The following is a 14759-nucleotide window of genomic DNA, read 5'->3' as shown; positions in this document are numbered from 1 at the left end:
TATGTTATCCTTTTTTATTTAATATTTCTTTCCCCACTTCTTCTTTAACTCTTCATAGATTTTTTTTTCTGTAGCATTGTTTCCTGGTTCATACAGTTTCACATTTTTGATCTCCTGAGGAAGAAAATCCTGGTCTACAAAATTCCCTTCATAGGAATGGGCATATTTATATTCTTTTCCGTAATCAAGATCCTTCATCAGCTTGGTGGGAGCATTTCTTAAATGGAGAGGTACAGGGAGATTTCCTGTTTGTTTCACTAATGCCATTGCTTCATTAATTGCCATATAGGCAGAGTTGCTTTTAGGAGAAACAGCAAGATATACTGCCGTTTCACTTAGAATAATTCTTGCCTCAGGATTCCCGATCACATTAATCGCCTGAAAACAGTTATTGGCAATTACCAGCGCATTAGGATTGGCCAATCCGATATCTTCTGCTGCCAGAATGAGCATTCTTCTTGCAATAAATTTAATATCCTCTCCCCCAACAAGCATTCTCGCCAGCCAATACACAGCTCCGTTAGGATCACTTCCGCGCATTGATTTAATGAAAGCAGAAATAATATCATAATGCTGCTCACCATTCTTATCATACAACGCCATTGTTTCCTGAAGAACTTCCAGCACGTCTGAATTGATAATCTCTTGGGTATCTGTATTTTTATACTGATTCAAAACCAGCTCTACAGAATTAATCAGTTTTCTGGCATCTCCTCCAGAATACTGAATAAGCGCCTCTTTTTCAAGAATTTTAAAATTCGTTCCTTCATCTTTATTATATCGTTCAGAAGCAATATCAATAAGTTCTTCTAATTTCTCATAACTTAAAGCCTTCAGAATATACACCTGACTTCTGGACAACAAAGCCGAAACTACCTCAAAACTTGGATTTTCTGTAGTAGCTCCTATCAAAACAATCCAGCCTTTTTCTACCGCATGTAGCAGCGAATCCTGCTGGGATTTATTGAAACGGTGGATCTCATCAATAAATAAGATGGGAGATTTTCCGGAAAATAAATTCTGTCCTCTAGCATCTTCAATCACATCACGAACATCTTTCACTCCAGAGGAAACAGCGGAAAGCTTATAAAACTTCCTTCCTGAACTTTCAGAAATAATTTCTGCCAGTGTGGTTTTTCCTGTTCCCGGAGGTCCCCAAAAGATCAGGGAATTCAGGGTATTATTTTCGATCATTTTTCTGATCGTCCCTTTTTCGCCGGTAAGATGTTCCTGTCCCAAAACTTCATCCAGAGTTTTAGGTCTTAATTTCTCGGCTAATGGAATATTTTGATTCAAAGTATTTTATTTTTTAAGATCAATATTTCAGATTTCTATGGTCTGAAACTTCTAACAAAATTAAACTAATTTTCATTTTTTTACCCTATTTTTGCATTGTTTTGAAACTTACATTCAATAAAATCATTACATTTCCTATGGTAATTTTGATAAAATTTTACCAGTGGTTTATCTCGCCCCTACTTCCTAAAAACTGCCGCTACGAACCTACCTGCTCTCATTATATGATAGAGTCTTTACAGGTTCATGGTATATTTAAAGGTTTCTGGCTGGGATTTAAAAGAATTTTAAGATGTCATCCGTGGGGAGGAAGCGGTTATGATCCTGTTCCACCTAAACACAAACATCAATAAGAAATAACAAACGATTAAATCAATAGAAAAATGAGTAATATTTTTTTCAGAATTTACCTTGTCATATTTGCATTGGTTACCCAGTGTCTTTTTGCACAGGAATACCCAGGAGGTCTATCTGACGGAACTCTAGATATCAATGGAAATAATGTTCCCGTGAAAATCTATTCCACTACAGAAATGGGGGATCTGGCTGCTTTTCCCGACAGGGGAATTAAAGAGAATGTTCTTGTCATCCTTAACGAATCCAATTTTGAGCCTGCTTACTATAATTTCGGTGTTTCAACACTGGCAAGATTCAAGGATTCGCAATATCAGTTTCTGGATAAAAACTTTAAATTGATTGACGCAGCTCCTACCAAGGATAATATCACCGCATACAAATATGCTGTAAAATCTGCAAAACCTATCTCTGATGCTGATAAAGTAGAACTTAAAACATCCTTTAAAATATGGGATCCTTCAAAAGGCATCCATCTCTGGATATTTACTTTACACTTCTACAGCTTAATGTTTGTCTTTGCATTTGGTTTCGGGTATATTTTAATGACCAGAATTTTTAAAATTGACAACGTAAACCAGAAATATCTTGAGCCACTTTTCACATGGACATTGATAGGAACTATTCTTGGAGCAAGATTAGGACACGTTATTTTCTATCAGCCGGAACTGTTTAAAGAGGACTTCTGGAGTGTCTTTTTACCGATTAGCACCAAAAATGGAATCAAATTTACAGGATTCTCAGGATTGGCAAGCCATGGAGCAACAATAGCATTGATCCTTACCACTCTTTATTACTCATATAAGATTATCAAGAAAAACCCTTTCTGGGTATACGACAGATTAGGGATTGTAGTAGCTTTAGGCGGTGCATTTGTAAGAATGGGAAACTTCTTCAATTCTGAAATTGTTGGGAAACCAGCTGATCCAAATTCTCCTTTTGCTTTACTATTCCCACAACAAAGCAGCGAGTATGGACTTACTGTTCCACGTTACCCAAGCCAGTTATTTGAGGCGGTAGGATATGTTGCTCTTTTCATTTTATTATGGATTCTTTATAGAAAAACAAATAAAAAATATCAGCAAGGATGGCTATTTGGATTATTCTTTATCATTCTTTGGGCGATTAGATTCTTTGTTGAATTCCTGAAAGAGCCTCAGGGTGATGAATTCATCCAAATAGGAGGTTTAAATACCGGACAGGTTCTGTCTATTCCGTTTATGATTGCCGGAGTTATCATCATGATTATCTCTAAGAAGTTTAAAATTACAGAAGCTGAAAATGCAAAACCTGAGTAATTAAACTCTATAGATCATCTTGATTAAAAATATAGAAAGGCAAATTTGTTTATTACAGATTTGCCTTTTTACTTTTAAGTTTTATGATGTTCTTCCTCTTGACTTATAAGCTTCGGTGTGTCTTCCTATTTAATTCTTTAAAAACATTTCCCAATTCATCTATTACATCTGTAGGAAGCATAGATTCTTTTGAATGTTTTTCTGCTGCAAAATCAGCCGCTTTTCCATGTAACCAAACTCCAAGGATACAGGTCTCTTTTTCGGAATACCCCTGTGCTAAAAGTGAGGTTAAAATCCCCGTCAGGATATCACCACTTCCGCCTTTGGCAAGACCTGCATTTCCAGTCAGGTTATAGTAAACGTCGCCGTTAGGGATAACCACCTGTGTATGGTGATCTTTTAACACAATATAAATACCTAGTTCCTTAGCTTTTTCCCTTGCAAGCTCTAATCTTTTAAATGAATTTTCTATTTTTCCGAATAACCTTTCGAATTCTTTAGGATGAGGAGTGATAATGGATCTTTTAGGAATTAACTGAAGGTTTTTCTGCTCTCTAGAAATAATATTCAATGCATCAGCATCCAAAACTAATGGTGACTGATAATCTTTCAAAAAAGCCAAAAGACCTTTTTGAGTCTCTTTGTGAGTTCCCAAACCGGGACCTATTCCTATGGTTGCACCTTTATCAATATCAAAATGCTTAATAAACTGATCTCCATCTTCTAAAAACATAGCTTCCGGACAAGTGGTTTGTACTATATCATAGCCACATTGAGGAGCTAACGTAAAAGTAAGTCCGGCACCTGTTTTTAAAACAGATTTTGTGGCCAATACTGCAGCACCTATCTTTCCATAGCTCCCACCCACAATAACTGCTTTACCATAATTTCCTTTGTGGGCAAAATCATTTCTGGGGTTAAAAAGAGATTCAGCAAGGTAATCATCGGTTGCAAAATAACCTGTTTCAGTTGTTTCATGATAATTTTTACTGAGACCAATATCCAGAATAATTACTTTTCCGGTGTACTTTCCTGTTTCCGGATGTAGAAAACTTCTTTTCCAGCATTGAAAACTTAAGGTATAGTTGGCTTTTAAAACAATAGAATCGCCATCCAAAAGTCCGTCAGCAGAAAGTCCGGAAGGAAGATCTATTGCTATTTTAAGATTATTCTTTTTATTGATCCAGCCTACCCACTCTTTATATTCATCAGCTAAAGGTCTCGATAATCCGTTTCCGAACAGTGCATCAATAATAATTGTTTTATCATCAAAGTTATATTGTTCAATTTGATTAAAGCTTCCTACGGAAATCCCAGAGATCCCTTGTAATCTTTTAAGATTCACAGTTGCATCTTCTGAAAGTTTTCCTTTAGGATCATTAACAAATACATCTACATCAAAACCTTTCAGATAGAGCATCCTTGCCACAGCAAACCCATCACCCCCGTTATTTCCATTACCACAAAGGATAACCGCCTTCCTATGAGCTTTGCAGTGTTCAGATATCCAATTGGCTAAAGCCAACGAGGCTCTTTCCATCAATTGAACAGAAGAGATAGGTTCATGGGATATGGTAAACTGATCCCAGCTTCTAATTTGTCCGGCAGTGAAGATTTTCATAAGCGAATCTAACTTTAAATAAATTATAAAAGATATTTCATTACGGTAAGGCCCCGGCAACAAAAATACAGGGACATCATTAATGAGATAAAATATAAGGTTAAAGTTACAATTTCTATTAAAAAAGATAATATCGATTTAGAATAAAAATCCAGTTTTTGGGGATAGAAAACTACAAAAAGTAATGTTTTTTACATTTTTTAATTATATTTTTGTGTATATACTAATTAAAAAAATATAAATTATGGGATTTGTTAAGGAATTTAAAGAGTTTGCCTTTAAAGGAAATGTTCTCGATTTGGCTGTCGGTGTAATCATCGGTGGTGCATTTGGTAAAATTGTTTCCTCTTTAGTGGAAGATGTTATTACCCCTCTGATCTTAAACCCTGCACTTAAAGCAGCAGGTGCAGAAAACATCGCTAAACTTACATGGAATGGTGTTGCTTATGGAAACTTCCTATCTGCAATCATTAGTTTTCTTTGTATTGCTATGGTTCTTTTCTGGATTATTAAAGGTGCTAATAAAGTTAACAAAAAAGAAGCTCCAGCTCCTGCAGGACCTACAGATGATCAAAAGCTGTTGGCTGAGATCAGAGATTTATTGAAAAGCAAAAACAATATATAATCTGTTCTTTAACGGTTTAAAATACAAAAGCACCTTCATTTGTGAAGGTGCTTTTACTTTTATCTTATATCTCCAATTACTGGATCTGTAAAATGCTTGAAATCTGATCCGCCAGAGAAAGTCCAATTCTATCCTGAGCTTCAAGAGTAGAAGCTCCTGTGTGTGGCGTTAAAGAGATTTTAGAATGGCTAAGAATGTCTTTAGAAGGTGTTGGTTCGTTAATGAAAACATCAAGCCCAGCAAATCTTACTTTCCCGGAATCCAAGGCTTCAATTAAAGCAGATTCATCAATTACTCCGCCTCTTGAACAGTTAACAACCGCTACTCCATCTTTCATGATTTCAAACTCCTTTTTACCAATCATATATCCATCTTTCTGGGCCGGAACGTGAAGGGTAATAAAGTCTGAATGTTTTAAAACTTCCTGTAAAGGTTCTGTTTCGATATCTACATTAATGAACTGATTGTTGTAAAATTTCACTTTGATGCTTGCTCTTCCTACATTATTATCAGCTGCAACTACTCTCATTCCAAGGCCAAGGGCAATTCTTGCCACTTCCTGACCAATTCTTCCCATCCCAACAATTCCGATGGTTTTTCCTCTCAATTCAATTCCGGCTGCATATGATTTTTTAAGACCAGCAAACTCTGTATCTCCTACCAAAGGCATTTTTCTGTTGGAATCCTGAAGGAATCTCGCTCCGGAAAATAAATGCGCAAAAACAAGTTCAGCAACGGATTCTGAAGAAGCTGCCGGTGTGTTGATGACATGAATTCCTTTTTCTCTGGCATAATCTACATCAATATTATCCATTCCTACACCACCTCTTCCGATGATTTCCAGCGAAGGGCAGCCATCAATAATATCTTTTCTTACCTGCGTAGCACTTCTTACCAATAAAGTACGAACTTGGTGCTCGTTAATATAATCTACTAAAAATTCCTGTGGAACTTTTACAGTAATCACCTCGAATCCTTTTTCTGTTAATGCATCAATTCCAGATTGGTCTAGGCCGTCATTAGCTAAAACTTTCATAAATACAACTATGTTTTAAAAGTTGAAAGATTTAAAAATTAAAGGATACACTCCATTCAATTTTTAAATCTTTCGTTATATTAAATTTATTCTTCGTCTTCTTTGAACACTTCAATAGTTACTTGCTTTTCTACCAGGTCTGTAAATCTTCCCTTGTATCTTGTTGCTCTTACCAAATGATTATCGATCCAGTGATAGTTTCCACCTCTTGGTTTTCCGCAGAGTACACTGTGGTATTTGAACCCATGCTTATCCAGCCAATCAATTGTGATTTGCTTCAGGTTTTCGGTTCTTGAGGTAAAGAAACAGATCTGATGCCCTTCATCATACCATTTATTAACAGTTTCCAAAGCATCCGGATATGGTTCACAGGTAACCATTCTTTCAGGTTCTTCATTAGGAACGTCATCTGTAATGGTTCCATCTATATCAATTAAGTAATTTTTAACTCCATCCTTAAGAATAGGACTGAGGTGCTCTATGTATTCTAATTCCATCACGAAAATTTGAGTAACAAAGTTACGGCTTTTATATCTATCAGGTGCATTAATCTTAGTTTATGTTAAAAATTTACTATAAAAATCGTTATTTAGTAAATAATATTAACATTTTATTCGTAATTTGATGCCTTATGATTAAAATTTTTCTTTTTAAATTTTAGTTTACAAGTTGAAATAGAGAATATTTGAGGTTTTAATGAATCTTGTCTTAGGTTTCAAATTTACTTTTTTATGCTCTTTCCTCCCCATTCAAAATGATATAATGTTTTCCTAAAAATTTCCAAAATACATTTATTACTCTTACATTTGTAAAAATGGAAGAATTAGTAGTTTTAGTAAATCCTGATGATATGGTTCTGGGCTTGATGGAAAAACAGCAAGCTCACGTTAATGGCTTGTTACACCGGGCTTTTTCTGTATTCCTGTTCAACAGTAAGGGCGAAATGCTTCTTCAGAAAAGAGCATCAGGAAAATATCATTCTCCAAATCAATGGACCAATGCAGTCTGTTCGCACCCCAAAATTGGGGAAACTTACCTTACCGGAGCCCAGCGAAGATTAAAAGAAGAACTGGGAATAGATACGGAACTTTCAGAGAAATTCAGCTTTATTTACAAAGCAGATGTAGGTGGTGGCCTTTGGGAACATGAACTAGACCATGTTTTTGTAGGAAACTATGAATCTGGCTTTAATTTAAATAAAGAGGAGGTAGAAGAAGTAAGATTTATTTCTCCTGAAGACCTGGATAAAGAGGTTTCTGAAAATCCTGAACACTTTACGGAATGGTTTAAAATCATCCTTGAAGAGTATAAACACCATTTTTAACGATGAAAAAAATACTTCTTTTTACTGCCATCTTATCAGGAAGTCTGTTTTTTGCTCAAAAAGCAACAACTTATGACAGTACAAACTACTCGATCAATGTTCCTGAAGGTTGGAAATCTACCAATGACAGTGATATTATTAATATTTTCCCTACCAATGAAATCGGAGCGATTACCATTTCCGAATATCACGATCTGAATCTTCCTAAAACCGAAACGAAGAAATTCATTCTGGCACTTTATAAATCTGAAGATGCTGAAAAAAAGGTAAAGGAAAGCCGAGGTAAAAAAGGATATACAGAATATTTCTACGAATATTTTGATGAAAAAGAAAAACTTTTTTGGATTACAAGAGCCTTTCAAAAAGATAAAGACTTGTACCTCGTCACTATTAATTGTGGCCAGAAATTCTGGAACGGAAACTATATGACCCTATTTAATGAGACTTTTAACAGTTTTAAAATAAAGAAATAAAAATTAAATATGAAGAAAACAGCTTTATACGACAAACATGCGTCATTAGGAGCTAAGATCGTACCTTTTGCAGGTTTTGAAATGCCTGTACAATATTCAGGAGTAACGGAAGAGCATTTTGCAGTAAGAGAAAAAGCAGGGTTATTTGATGTTTCCCATATGGGACAATTTTTCATCGAAGGTCCTGGATCTAAAGATCTTTTACAATTTGTGACAACTAACAATGTAGACGCTCTTGAAAACGGAAAAGCTCAGTACTCATGTCTTCCGAACGAAAACGGAGGAATTGTAGATGATCTTATCGTTTACAAAATGGAGGATGACAAATACTTCGTAGTAGTTAACGCTTCCAATATTGACAAAGACTGGAATCATATCTCTAAATACAATACTTTCGGAGCAAAAATGACCAATGCTTCTGATGACATGTCGTTATTAGCAATTCAAGGTCCCAAGGCTACTGAAATTCTTCAAAAACTTACTGATGTAAATCTTTCTGAAATTCCTTACTATCACTTTACAGTAGGAAGTGTTGCAGGAGTAAATGATATCATCATCTCCAACACGGGATATACTGGAAGCGGAGGTTTTGAAATTTATTTCAAAAACGAAAGCGCAGAAAAACTTTGGGATGAAGTAATGAAAGCTGGTGAAGCCGAAGGAATTATCCCTTGCGGACTGGCTGCCAGAGATACCTTAAGGCTTGAAAAAGGATTCTGCCTTTACGGAAACGATATCGACGATACTACTTCTCCAATTGAAGCTGGTTTAGGATGGATCACTAAATTTGATAAAGATTTCGTTTCTAAAGAAATTTTTGCAAAACAAAAAGAGGAAGGAGTAACAAGAAAATTAGTTGCTTTTGAATTGACAGACAAAGGAGTTCCAAGACACGACTACCCTGTTGTGGATGCTGAAGGAAATGTAATTGGAAAAGTAACTTCCGGAACTCAGTCTCCAATGAAGAAGATCGGTTTAGGTCTTGCTTATGTAGACAAACCTCACTTCAAGTTAGGTTCTGAGATCTTTATCCAGGTAAGAAACAAAAACATTCCTGCAAAAGTAGTGAAAGCTCCTTTTGTATAATTGTTATCAATATAATACTGAAAAAGAGACTATCCGATGATAGTCTCTTTTTCTTTTGAATATTTTATCGCATCAATGAGTGTCATACTCTTAGCCTCATGCAATTTTCAACACAAAATACTTTTGAATTGTTTTTTCAAAAAAAGAGATTGTAAAATTTATAATCTCTGGATTCTTATCTGCAGTAGCAGCAAAGTGATCTGTCCGGAGTACACATATCTCCTATTCCCGGATGGTTTGAAACTACACCTCCAGCTTCACCACAAAGGGTATAACAGTTAGGTAGAATAACTTTTCCTCCTCCTTTAATTTCTTTTAATTCTGATCTGTTAAGATTTCTCGTTTTTAAAAAGCTTTTTGTCATGATTTTATTTTTTGATACTTATAAAGTTAAGTATTTAATAATTAACCTATTAAAAATAAATCACAAATTACAGATAAAGCTTAATTCTTCGGAAGATGCTGAAAACAATAATCATTTCCGATACGGGTATAATGTTTACATCTCGTTCCTGCTTTTGTAGTTCCCAGACATTGGCTTTCTTTATCTGTCCCATTTACTTTCTTGGGCAAAGAAACCATTCCATATACTGATGATGTGGAAGCCGGATTACAGATTTTGCAGGGTTGCAGCCCTATTTCCAATGCTTTCTGTAAAGGAAGACCGGAAGAAACATTTTTTACCATTCTACATGATGATCCATGAAACTTTGTACCTGAAGGTGTCCTGTAAACCGTTTGTGCTTTTAAACTAATGGTAAGGCAAAGGAATATGGATATCAGGTATTTCATTCATTCACTCCAAAGAAAGTTTTTAGAGCCTCTACATTATTTTTATCATTTCCTACAAAAATCTCTTTATCAGTAATAAAAACAGGACGTTTTAGGAAGGTATAATGATCCAGTAACAATTCTTTAAAATCTTTTTCTCCTAAAGACTTTACATCTAATCCTCTCAACTTAATCTGGGTAGATTTTCTGCTGAATAAAGCTTCATATGACTTTGTCAGTTGATGCATTTCTGCTAATTCCTCTTTGGTAATAGGCTGTTTTTTAATCTCACGAAGTTCCCAGTCTGTAAGGTCAAATTGTGCTAAAATTTTTCTGCAGGTATCGCAGGTGTTCAGGTAAAATACTTTCTTCATTGCTATTCTTAAGTCTGTTATTGGTTAAAATTCTACTTCATTACTATTTCGTCTTTCAAAAGTAGGATTTAATCTAAAACTTTCGAAATTATTAAATAACTTTATTCAAATTTTATAAAAATGCAGAACAAACCTATTACTTTTCAGTTTATTTCAGAGCCATCAGATGTTAATTATGGAGGAAATGTGCACGGCGGAAGCGTTATGAAATGGATTGATCAGGCAGGCTATGCGTGTGCCACCACCTGGAGCGGAAATTATTCCGTAACAGTGTATGTAGGTGGAATCCGTTTTTATGATCCTATTAAAATCGGTGAAGTGGTAAAAGTAGAAGCTCAGGTAATCTATACGGGTACCTCAAGTATGCACATTTCCATTAATGTCTTTTCCCGAAACCTGAAACAGCCTACTTTTGATAAAAAAACCCACTGCATCATTGTTTTTGTAGCCGTAGATGAGAACGGTAAAAAACTCCCTGTTCCCAAATGGATTCCTGAAACAGAAGAGGAAAAACAAAAAGAACAGTATGCTAAACGCCTGATGGATCTGAGAACACAGATTGAGGATGAAATGAAGCCTTTTTTATAAGAGACGTAGAGTTTGAGAGCTTCAGGGTAAAAGTGTTTAAGGAAAATGACACGAGGTACGGGATACGAATTTTTCGAGGGCAATTTGTGTTTGAAGAAATATGCATCAGAGGGAAGATATAAAATCATACATCTACTTTTCACATTATTTTATTGTATACTAAATTAGGATTATCTAATTTAGTATCAACCCATTCCAAGTATAACATGAAAAATATCCTTACAATCACAGCTATTCTATTGATGGTTGTTCTTCAGGCACAGACGCATAGATTTATGTATGAGCTTCAGTATAAGATGGATTCTACCGAGACTGGCTATGAAAAACTTAATATGATTCTGGATATCACCCCTAAAGAAGTGAAGTTCTATGAGAAAGGTCTCTCCAATACAGATTCTCTCAATAAGAAATTCGGAATGAATTCCAGCTATACTGATATGACAGGACAGGTAGTTAAAAGAAAGATCAATTCTTTTGATCACGAAAATTTCATCAATATCAAAAATGGGTATTATTCATTTAAAACCACCGATAAAATCAATTGGACGATTACTGATGAAACTAAAAAGATAGAAAACTACACCCTACAAAAAGCAACCACTACATTTGGCGGAAGAAGCTGGGCTGCATGGTTCTGTAAAGATATTCCTTTTCATGAAGGACCATTTAAATTACGAGGATTACCCGGTTTGATCTTTGAATTATCAGATGCTAAGAAAAATTTCATGTATACTCTTATCAAAAGCAGAGAGCTTCCTGAAATCTACTCCACTTCAGATTTTCTGGAATCTCATTTTGGAAATAAAGCGATTTCTATCAACGAAAAGCAAAAACAGAAGCTGATGATGGAGTTTTACAGTGATCCTTTTGCCTTTGAAAGGAATAATTTCAGCAAATCTAATACCGATCTTAGAATTAATATTAATGGCAAGGAAATTCATAATGTGGATGAGCTGAATACTCAAACCAAGAGCATGCAGGAAGTCATCAGAAAATATAACAATCCGATTGAAATAGATAAGGCGATGCATTATCCGATATATTAAACATCAATACTTCTCACTTTTATTAATCTTTTGTTTTTAAATAAAAGGTATTCTATTTTTTTAGTTTTGGCTAAAGCCATTGGATTTTTTTAAATTTATTAGGTGGGCTAAAGCCCACCCCTATTGATATTGATATCCTGATGGATAAATGGATAATAAATAATAGTTGTTTAACGACAAGATCTTTTATCTTTTATCTTTTATCTTTTATCTTTTATCTTTTATCTTTTATCTTTTATCTTTTATCTTTTATCTTTTATCCTTAATTATTATATTTGCATTATCAAAAGGAAATGGTGTTCTTCCTTACCCAACCGCTTTACAAAAGCTGATGACGCCTGATTGAGAGATTATTAAACAATAACTAATCAGGATTATTATGTCAAAAAATCAACGAACCCTTTGTCAAAAAGCAATTTTTCACGCACAATTTTTCTTCAGAAAATTTCCGGCGATTCCTTATATTTTTAAATGGCTGGTCATCAGTATTATTATTGGAGCTTTGATAGGAAGTGCTTCTGCGGGATTTCTACAATCATTGGAATGGGCTACTAATTTCAGAGAAACTCATCTATGGTTGATTGCTTTACTTCCTGTTGCCGGTTTTTTTATTGGGCTGCTGTATTATTATTGGGGAAAGGATGTGGAAGCAGGAAATAATCTTTTGATTGACAATATTCATGATCCAAAAGGAATTATTCCGTTCAAAATGGCCCCTTTTGTTTATCTGGGAACCATTGCTACTCATTTTTTTGGAGGTTCAGCTGGCCGTGAAGGAACAGCTCTTCAGATGGCGGCGGCTATTGCAGATCAGCTTAGTAAACCTTTTAAACTTGATAGGAATGAAAGAAAAATATTGATCATCTCCGCCATTGCTGCAGGATTTGGCTCTGTTTTCGGAACTCCTTTAGCTGGAGCTGTTTTCGGACTTGAAGTTTTTCTGATCGGAAGAATACGTTACAATGCCATATTTCCGGCTTTTGCATCAGCTATACTTGCCGATTGGGCTACTAACCTATGGAATGTAAAACATACTCATTATCATATTGATTTTATCCCAAAACTAGAGTTTTTACCAATTCTGTATAGCATCTTAGCCGGTATTGCTTTTGGAATCTGTGCGGCAGCTTTCAGTAAAATCATTCATTGGGCCGGTTCTATTTTTAAATCAAAAATTAAATATCCGCCACTTCGTCCCGTTGTTGGAGGAACTATTATCGCTTTGGCGGTTTTATTTATGGGCACAACAAGATATATCGGTCTTGGAATTCCTGTTATTGTTGAATCTTTTGAAAAACAGCTTCCCTTATATGATTTTGCTCTAAAAATGGCTTTTACCATCATTACTCTTTCAGCGGGATTTAAAGGTGGTGAAGTGACACCCTTATTCTTTATCGGGGCTACACTGGGAAGTGCCTTATCTCTATTTATCCCATTGCCATTTGGGGTATTGGCAGGAATGGGGTTTGTTGCCGTATTTGCAGGAGCAACCAATACACCATTAGCCTGTATACTGATGGGTATTGAATTATTTGGAGCTGAATGTGGTGTTTATATTGCCATTGCCTGTGTTGTTTCTTATCTTCTTTCGGGACACAACAGTATTTACACTAAACAAAAAATTGGAGAGGCTAAAAACAGGAGGTATGAAAGCCAGCAGGATAGATCTGTATCAGATTTTTTATAAATGAGAAGCTAGAACCAAGAATAAAGAGTAAAAGAATAAAGACTAGAGATTGGAGATTGGAGATTTTAATCAGAAAATGTCAATCAGCAGTAATATTATAGAATTATAGACCAACGAATTTACACAATAAACAAAAATCAAACACTATCCCACTTCCAAACTTGCCAATGTAGACACCATTAACTTTACAACTATATTACGTACTTTTGTGCTATGTTCGATTACAGGCTAAAAGTTTTCCATACGGTGGCTTCCAGATTGAGTTTTACTAAAGCTTCTGAGGAGCTTCATATTTCGCAGCCGGCAGTTACCAAACACATCAAAGAAATTGAAGTGCAGCTGAGCACTAAGTTATTTGACAGAAAAGGAACCTCCATACAACTGACACAAAGTGGGAAAATCCTCTATGAGTATGCCGAAAAGATCAGAAATATCTATCGTGATCTGGAATTTGAGATCAGTCAGATTAATCAGCAACACAAGGGAAAACTTATTATTGGGGCCAGCACCACCGTTGCCCAATATATTTTACCTGAAATCTTAGCCAAGTTCAATGCTTATTATAAAGACATTAAAATTGAGCTTCTTACAGGGAATACTGAAGCCATTTCATCTCTTTTAAAAGATGAAAAGATTGATTTGGGTATTATTGAAGGAGAATCACAGTCTTCTTATTTCGATTACAAAACTTTTAAACCTGATGAAATTGTTCTGGCAGCTAAATCAGATCATGCTTTGGCACACAAAACGCTCAATATAAAAGACCTGTATCAGCTTAACCTTATTTTCCGTGAACAAGGTTCCGGAACTCTTGAGTTTATACAAAACCGATTAAAGGAAAAAGACATTAATATTCATGAACTGAATACCGTCATCCAACTGGGAAGCAGTGAAAGTATCAAAAACTACCTGCTTCATTCGGATTGTATGGCCTTTCTTTCCATCAGCACCATTTTAAATGAACTGAAAAATAACATTCTTACTGTTATTGACATTAAAAACTTCAGCATTGAAAGAGATTTTCATTTTATCCTTCCCAAAGGAGAACAATCTGAGCTGATAGAGCTATTTTTAAGGTTTGCAGAGTAGTCAAATCTGTTAATTAAATGAAAAGTCCATTTTTTTACCAGGTGTTTTAGGTTGATTGATTAACGGCATCCTATTTTTAGGTTTTGGCTGA

Annotated in this window: 17 protein-coding genes and 1 riboswitch; of the genes, 10 read left to right on the top strand and 7 right to left on the bottom strand. The window is 35.2% G+C overall.

Annotated features, from left to right (window positions below):
* Positions 1 to 18 precede the first annotated feature (18 nt).
* Positions 19 to 1296 carry a replication-associated recombination protein A gene (locus CHSO_RS09200; protein WP_045495202.1) on the bottom strand — a complete coding sequence of 426 codons (1278 nt, stop codon included), beginning with the start codon at positions 1294 to 1296 and terminating at the stop codon, positions 19 to 21.
* A gap of 137 nt (positions 1297 to 1433) precedes the next feature.
* Between CHSO_RS09200 and yidD the strand changes: the two genes are divergently transcribed.
* Together yidD and lgt are read left to right on the top strand one after the other, a co-directional pair.
* Positions 1434 to 1649, top strand: coding sequence for a membrane protein insertion efficiency factor YidD (yidD, locus tag CHSO_RS09195; protein ID WP_045502213.1), 216 nt, complete (start codon positions 1434 to 1436; stop codon positions 1647 to 1649).
* 450 nt (positions 1650 to 2099) lie between these two features.
* The gene (gene lgt, locus CHSO_RS26190; protein WP_045502210.1) at positions 2100 to 2948 is read left to right on the top strand and encodes a prolipoprotein diacylglyceryl transferase; all 849 of its coding nucleotides are present in this window, start codon (positions 2100 to 2102) and stop codon (positions 2946 to 2948) included.
* Between the two features lie 103 nt (positions 2949 to 3051).
* On the opposite strand, the gene CHSO_RS09185 is transcribed toward lgt, so the two are convergent.
* Positions 3052 to 4569 (bottom strand): bifunctional ADP-dependent NAD(P)H-hydrate dehydratase/NAD(P)H-hydrate epimerase, encoded by a 1518-nt coding sequence (locus tag CHSO_RS09185; RefSeq protein WP_045495201.1) that lies wholly within the window; start codon positions 4567 to 4569, stop codon positions 3052 to 3054.
* Positions 4570 to 4813: 244 nt separating this feature from the next.
* Here CHSO_RS09185 and mscL point away from each other — a divergent pair, with 244 nt between their 5' ends.
* Entirely contained in the window at positions 4814 to 5194 is a 381-nt protein-coding gene (gene mscL, locus CHSO_RS09180) for a large conductance mechanosensitive channel protein MscL (protein WP_045495200.1), read from the top strand.
* Between the two features lie 76 nt (positions 5195 to 5270).
* Here the strand turns inward: mscL and CHSO_RS09175 are convergent, their stop codons facing one another.
* A complete protein-coding gene (locus CHSO_RS09175) occupies positions 5271 to 6230 on the bottom strand; it encodes a D-2-hydroxyacid dehydrogenase (protein WP_045495199.1) in 960 nt (319 codons plus the stop codon).
* 86 nt (positions 6231 to 6316) lie between these two features.
* Positions 6317 to 6727 carry a phosphoheptose isomerase gene (locus CHSO_RS09170; protein WP_045495198.1) on the bottom strand — a complete coding sequence of 137 codons (411 nt, stop codon included), beginning with the start codon at positions 6725 to 6727 and terminating at the stop codon, positions 6317 to 6319.
* 317 nt (positions 6728 to 7044) lie between these two features.
* Between CHSO_RS09170 and idi the strand changes: the two genes are divergently transcribed.
* The 3 genes from idi to gcvT are packed head-to-tail and all read left to right on the top strand — an operon-like array spanning position 7045 to position 9113.
* A complete protein-coding gene (gene idi / locus CHSO_RS09165; protein WP_045495197.1) occupies positions 7045 to 7554 on the top strand; it encodes an isopentenyl-diphosphate Delta-isomerase in 510 nt (169 codons plus the stop codon).
* Between the two features lie 2 nt (positions 7555 to 7556).
* On the top strand, positions 7557 to 8027 hold the full coding sequence (locus CHSO_RS09160; RefSeq protein WP_045495196.1) for a hypothetical protein: 471 nt from the start codon (positions 7557 to 7559) through the stop codon (positions 8025 to 8027).
* Between the two features lie 9 nt (positions 8028 to 8036).
* Positions 8037 to 9113 carry a glycine cleavage system aminomethyltransferase GcvT gene (gcvT, locus tag CHSO_RS09155; RefSeq protein ID WP_045495195.1) on the top strand — a complete coding sequence of 359 codons (1077 nt, stop codon included), beginning with the start codon at positions 8037 to 8039 and terminating at the stop codon, positions 9111 to 9113.
* Between the two features lie 175 nt (positions 9114 to 9288).
* Here the strand turns inward: gcvT and CHSO_RS09150 are convergent, their stop codons facing one another.
* The 3 genes from CHSO_RS09150 to CHSO_RS09140 all read right to left on the bottom strand — a co-directional run bounded on the left by CHSO_RS09150 (position 9289) and on the right by CHSO_RS09140 (position 10258).
* On the bottom strand, positions 9289 to 9477 hold the full coding sequence (locus tag CHSO_RS09150) for a hypothetical protein (protein ID WP_045495194.1): 189 nt from the start codon (positions 9475 to 9477) through the stop codon (positions 9289 to 9291).
* 80 nt (positions 9478 to 9557) lie between these two features.
* Positions 9558 to 9905 (bottom strand): hypothetical protein, encoded by a 348-nt coding sequence (locus CHSO_RS09145; protein ID WP_045495193.1) that lies wholly within the window; start codon positions 9903 to 9905, stop codon positions 9558 to 9560.
* Positions 9902 to 10258: an arsenate reductase family protein gene (locus CHSO_RS09140; protein WP_045495192.1), complete on the bottom strand. Its 357-nt coding sequence runs from the start codon at positions 10256 to 10258 to the stop codon at positions 9902 to 9904. Before CHSO_RS09140 ends, CHSO_RS09145 begins: the two co-directional genes overlap by 4 nt.
* A 120-nt stretch (positions 10259 to 10378) precedes the next feature.
* Here CHSO_RS09140 and CHSO_RS09135 point away from each other — a divergent pair, with 120 nt between their 5' ends.
* The 4 genes from CHSO_RS09135 to CHSO_RS09120 all read left to right on the top strand — a co-directional run bounded on the left by CHSO_RS09135 (position 10379) and on the right by CHSO_RS09120 (position 14668).
* Entirely contained in the window at positions 10379 to 10846 is a 468-nt protein-coding gene (locus CHSO_RS09135; RefSeq protein ID WP_045495190.1) for an acyl-CoA thioesterase, read from the top strand.
* Between the two features lie 206 nt (positions 10847 to 11052).
* Positions 11053 to 11892 (top strand): GLPGLI family protein, encoded by an 840-nt coding sequence (locus tag CHSO_RS09130; RefSeq protein ID WP_084220954.1) that lies wholly within the window; start codon positions 11053 to 11055, stop codon positions 11890 to 11892.
* A 280-nt stretch (positions 11893 to 12172) separates the two neighbouring features.
* Positions 12173 to 12240: riboswitch (Fluoride riboswitch) on the top strand.
* Positions 12241 to 12271: 31 nt separating this feature from the next.
* On the top strand, positions 12272 to 13579 hold the full coding sequence (locus tag CHSO_RS09125) for a voltage-gated chloride channel family protein (protein ID WP_171817627.1): 1308 nt from the start codon (positions 12272 to 12274) through the stop codon (positions 13577 to 13579).
* A gap of 213 nt (positions 13580 to 13792) precedes the next feature.
* Complete coding sequence (locus CHSO_RS09120; RefSeq protein WP_045495188.1) at positions 13793 to 14668, top strand: LysR substrate-binding domain-containing protein; 876 nt, start codon at positions 13793 to 13795, stop codon at positions 14666 to 14668.
* Positions 14669 to 14759 lie beyond the last annotated feature (91 nt).

The organism is Chryseobacterium sp. StRB126 (assembly GCF_000829375.1).
Classification (GTDB): domain Bacteria; phylum Bacteroidota; class Bacteroidia; order Flavobacteriales; family Weeksellaceae; genus Chryseobacterium.
Note: the sequence above shows the minus strand (reverse complement) of the source record. Positions and strands in the feature narration are given on the sequence as shown.

Coding starts and splice junctions, on each gene's coding strand:
- mscL (WP_045495200.1), top strand. CDS start 4,814: ATGGGATTTGTTAAGGAATTTAAAGAGTTTGCCTTTAAAGGAAATGTT.
- CHSO_RS09150 (WP_045495194.1), bottom strand. CDS start 9,477: ATGACAAAAAGCTTTTTAAAAACGAGAAATCTTAACAGATCAGAATTA.
- CHSO_RS09175 (WP_045495199.1), bottom strand. CDS start 6,230: ATGAAAGTTTTAGCTAATGACGGCCTAGACCAATCTGGAATTGATGCA.
- yidD (WP_045502213.1), top strand. CDS start 1,434: ATGGTAATTTTGATAAAATTTTACCAGTGGTTTATCTCGCCCCTACTT.
- CHSO_RS09160 (WP_045495196.1), top strand. CDS start 7,557: ATGAAAAAAATACTTCTTTTTACTGCCATCTTATCAGGAAGTCTGTTT.
- CHSO_RS09130 (WP_084220954.1), top strand. CDS start 11,053: ATGAAAAATATCCTTACAATCACAGCTATTCTATTGATGGTTGTTCTT.
- CHSO_RS09170 (WP_045495198.1), bottom strand. CDS start 6,727: ATGGAATTAGAATACATAGAGCACCTCAGTCCTATTCTTAAGGATGGA.
- gcvT (WP_045495195.1), top strand. CDS start 8,037: ATGAAGAAAACAGCTTTATACGACAAACATGCGTCATTAGGAGCTAAG.
- CHSO_RS09185 (WP_045495201.1), bottom strand. CDS start 4,569: ATGAAAATCTTCACTGCCGGACAAATTAGAAGCTGGGATCAGTTTACC.
- CHSO_RS09125 (WP_171817627.1), top strand. CDS start 12,272: ATGTCAAAAAATCAACGAACCCTTTGTCAAAAAGCAATTTTTCACGCA.
- CHSO_RS09120 (WP_045495188.1), top strand. CDS start 13,793: ATGTTCGATTACAGGCTAAAAGTTTTCCATACGGTGGCTTCCAGATTG.
- CHSO_RS09140 (WP_045495192.1), bottom strand. CDS start 10,258: ATGAAGAAAGTATTTTACCTGAACACCTGCGATACCTGCAGAAAAATT.
- idi (WP_045495197.1), top strand. CDS start 7,045: ATGGAAGAATTAGTAGTTTTAGTAAATCCTGATGATATGGTTCTGGGC.
- CHSO_RS09145 (WP_045495193.1), bottom strand. CDS start 9,905: ATGAAATACCTGATATCCATATTCCTTTGCCTTACCATTAGTTTAAAA.
- CHSO_RS09135 (WP_045495190.1), top strand. CDS start 10,379: ATGCAGAACAAACCTATTACTTTTCAGTTTATTTCAGAGCCATCAGAT.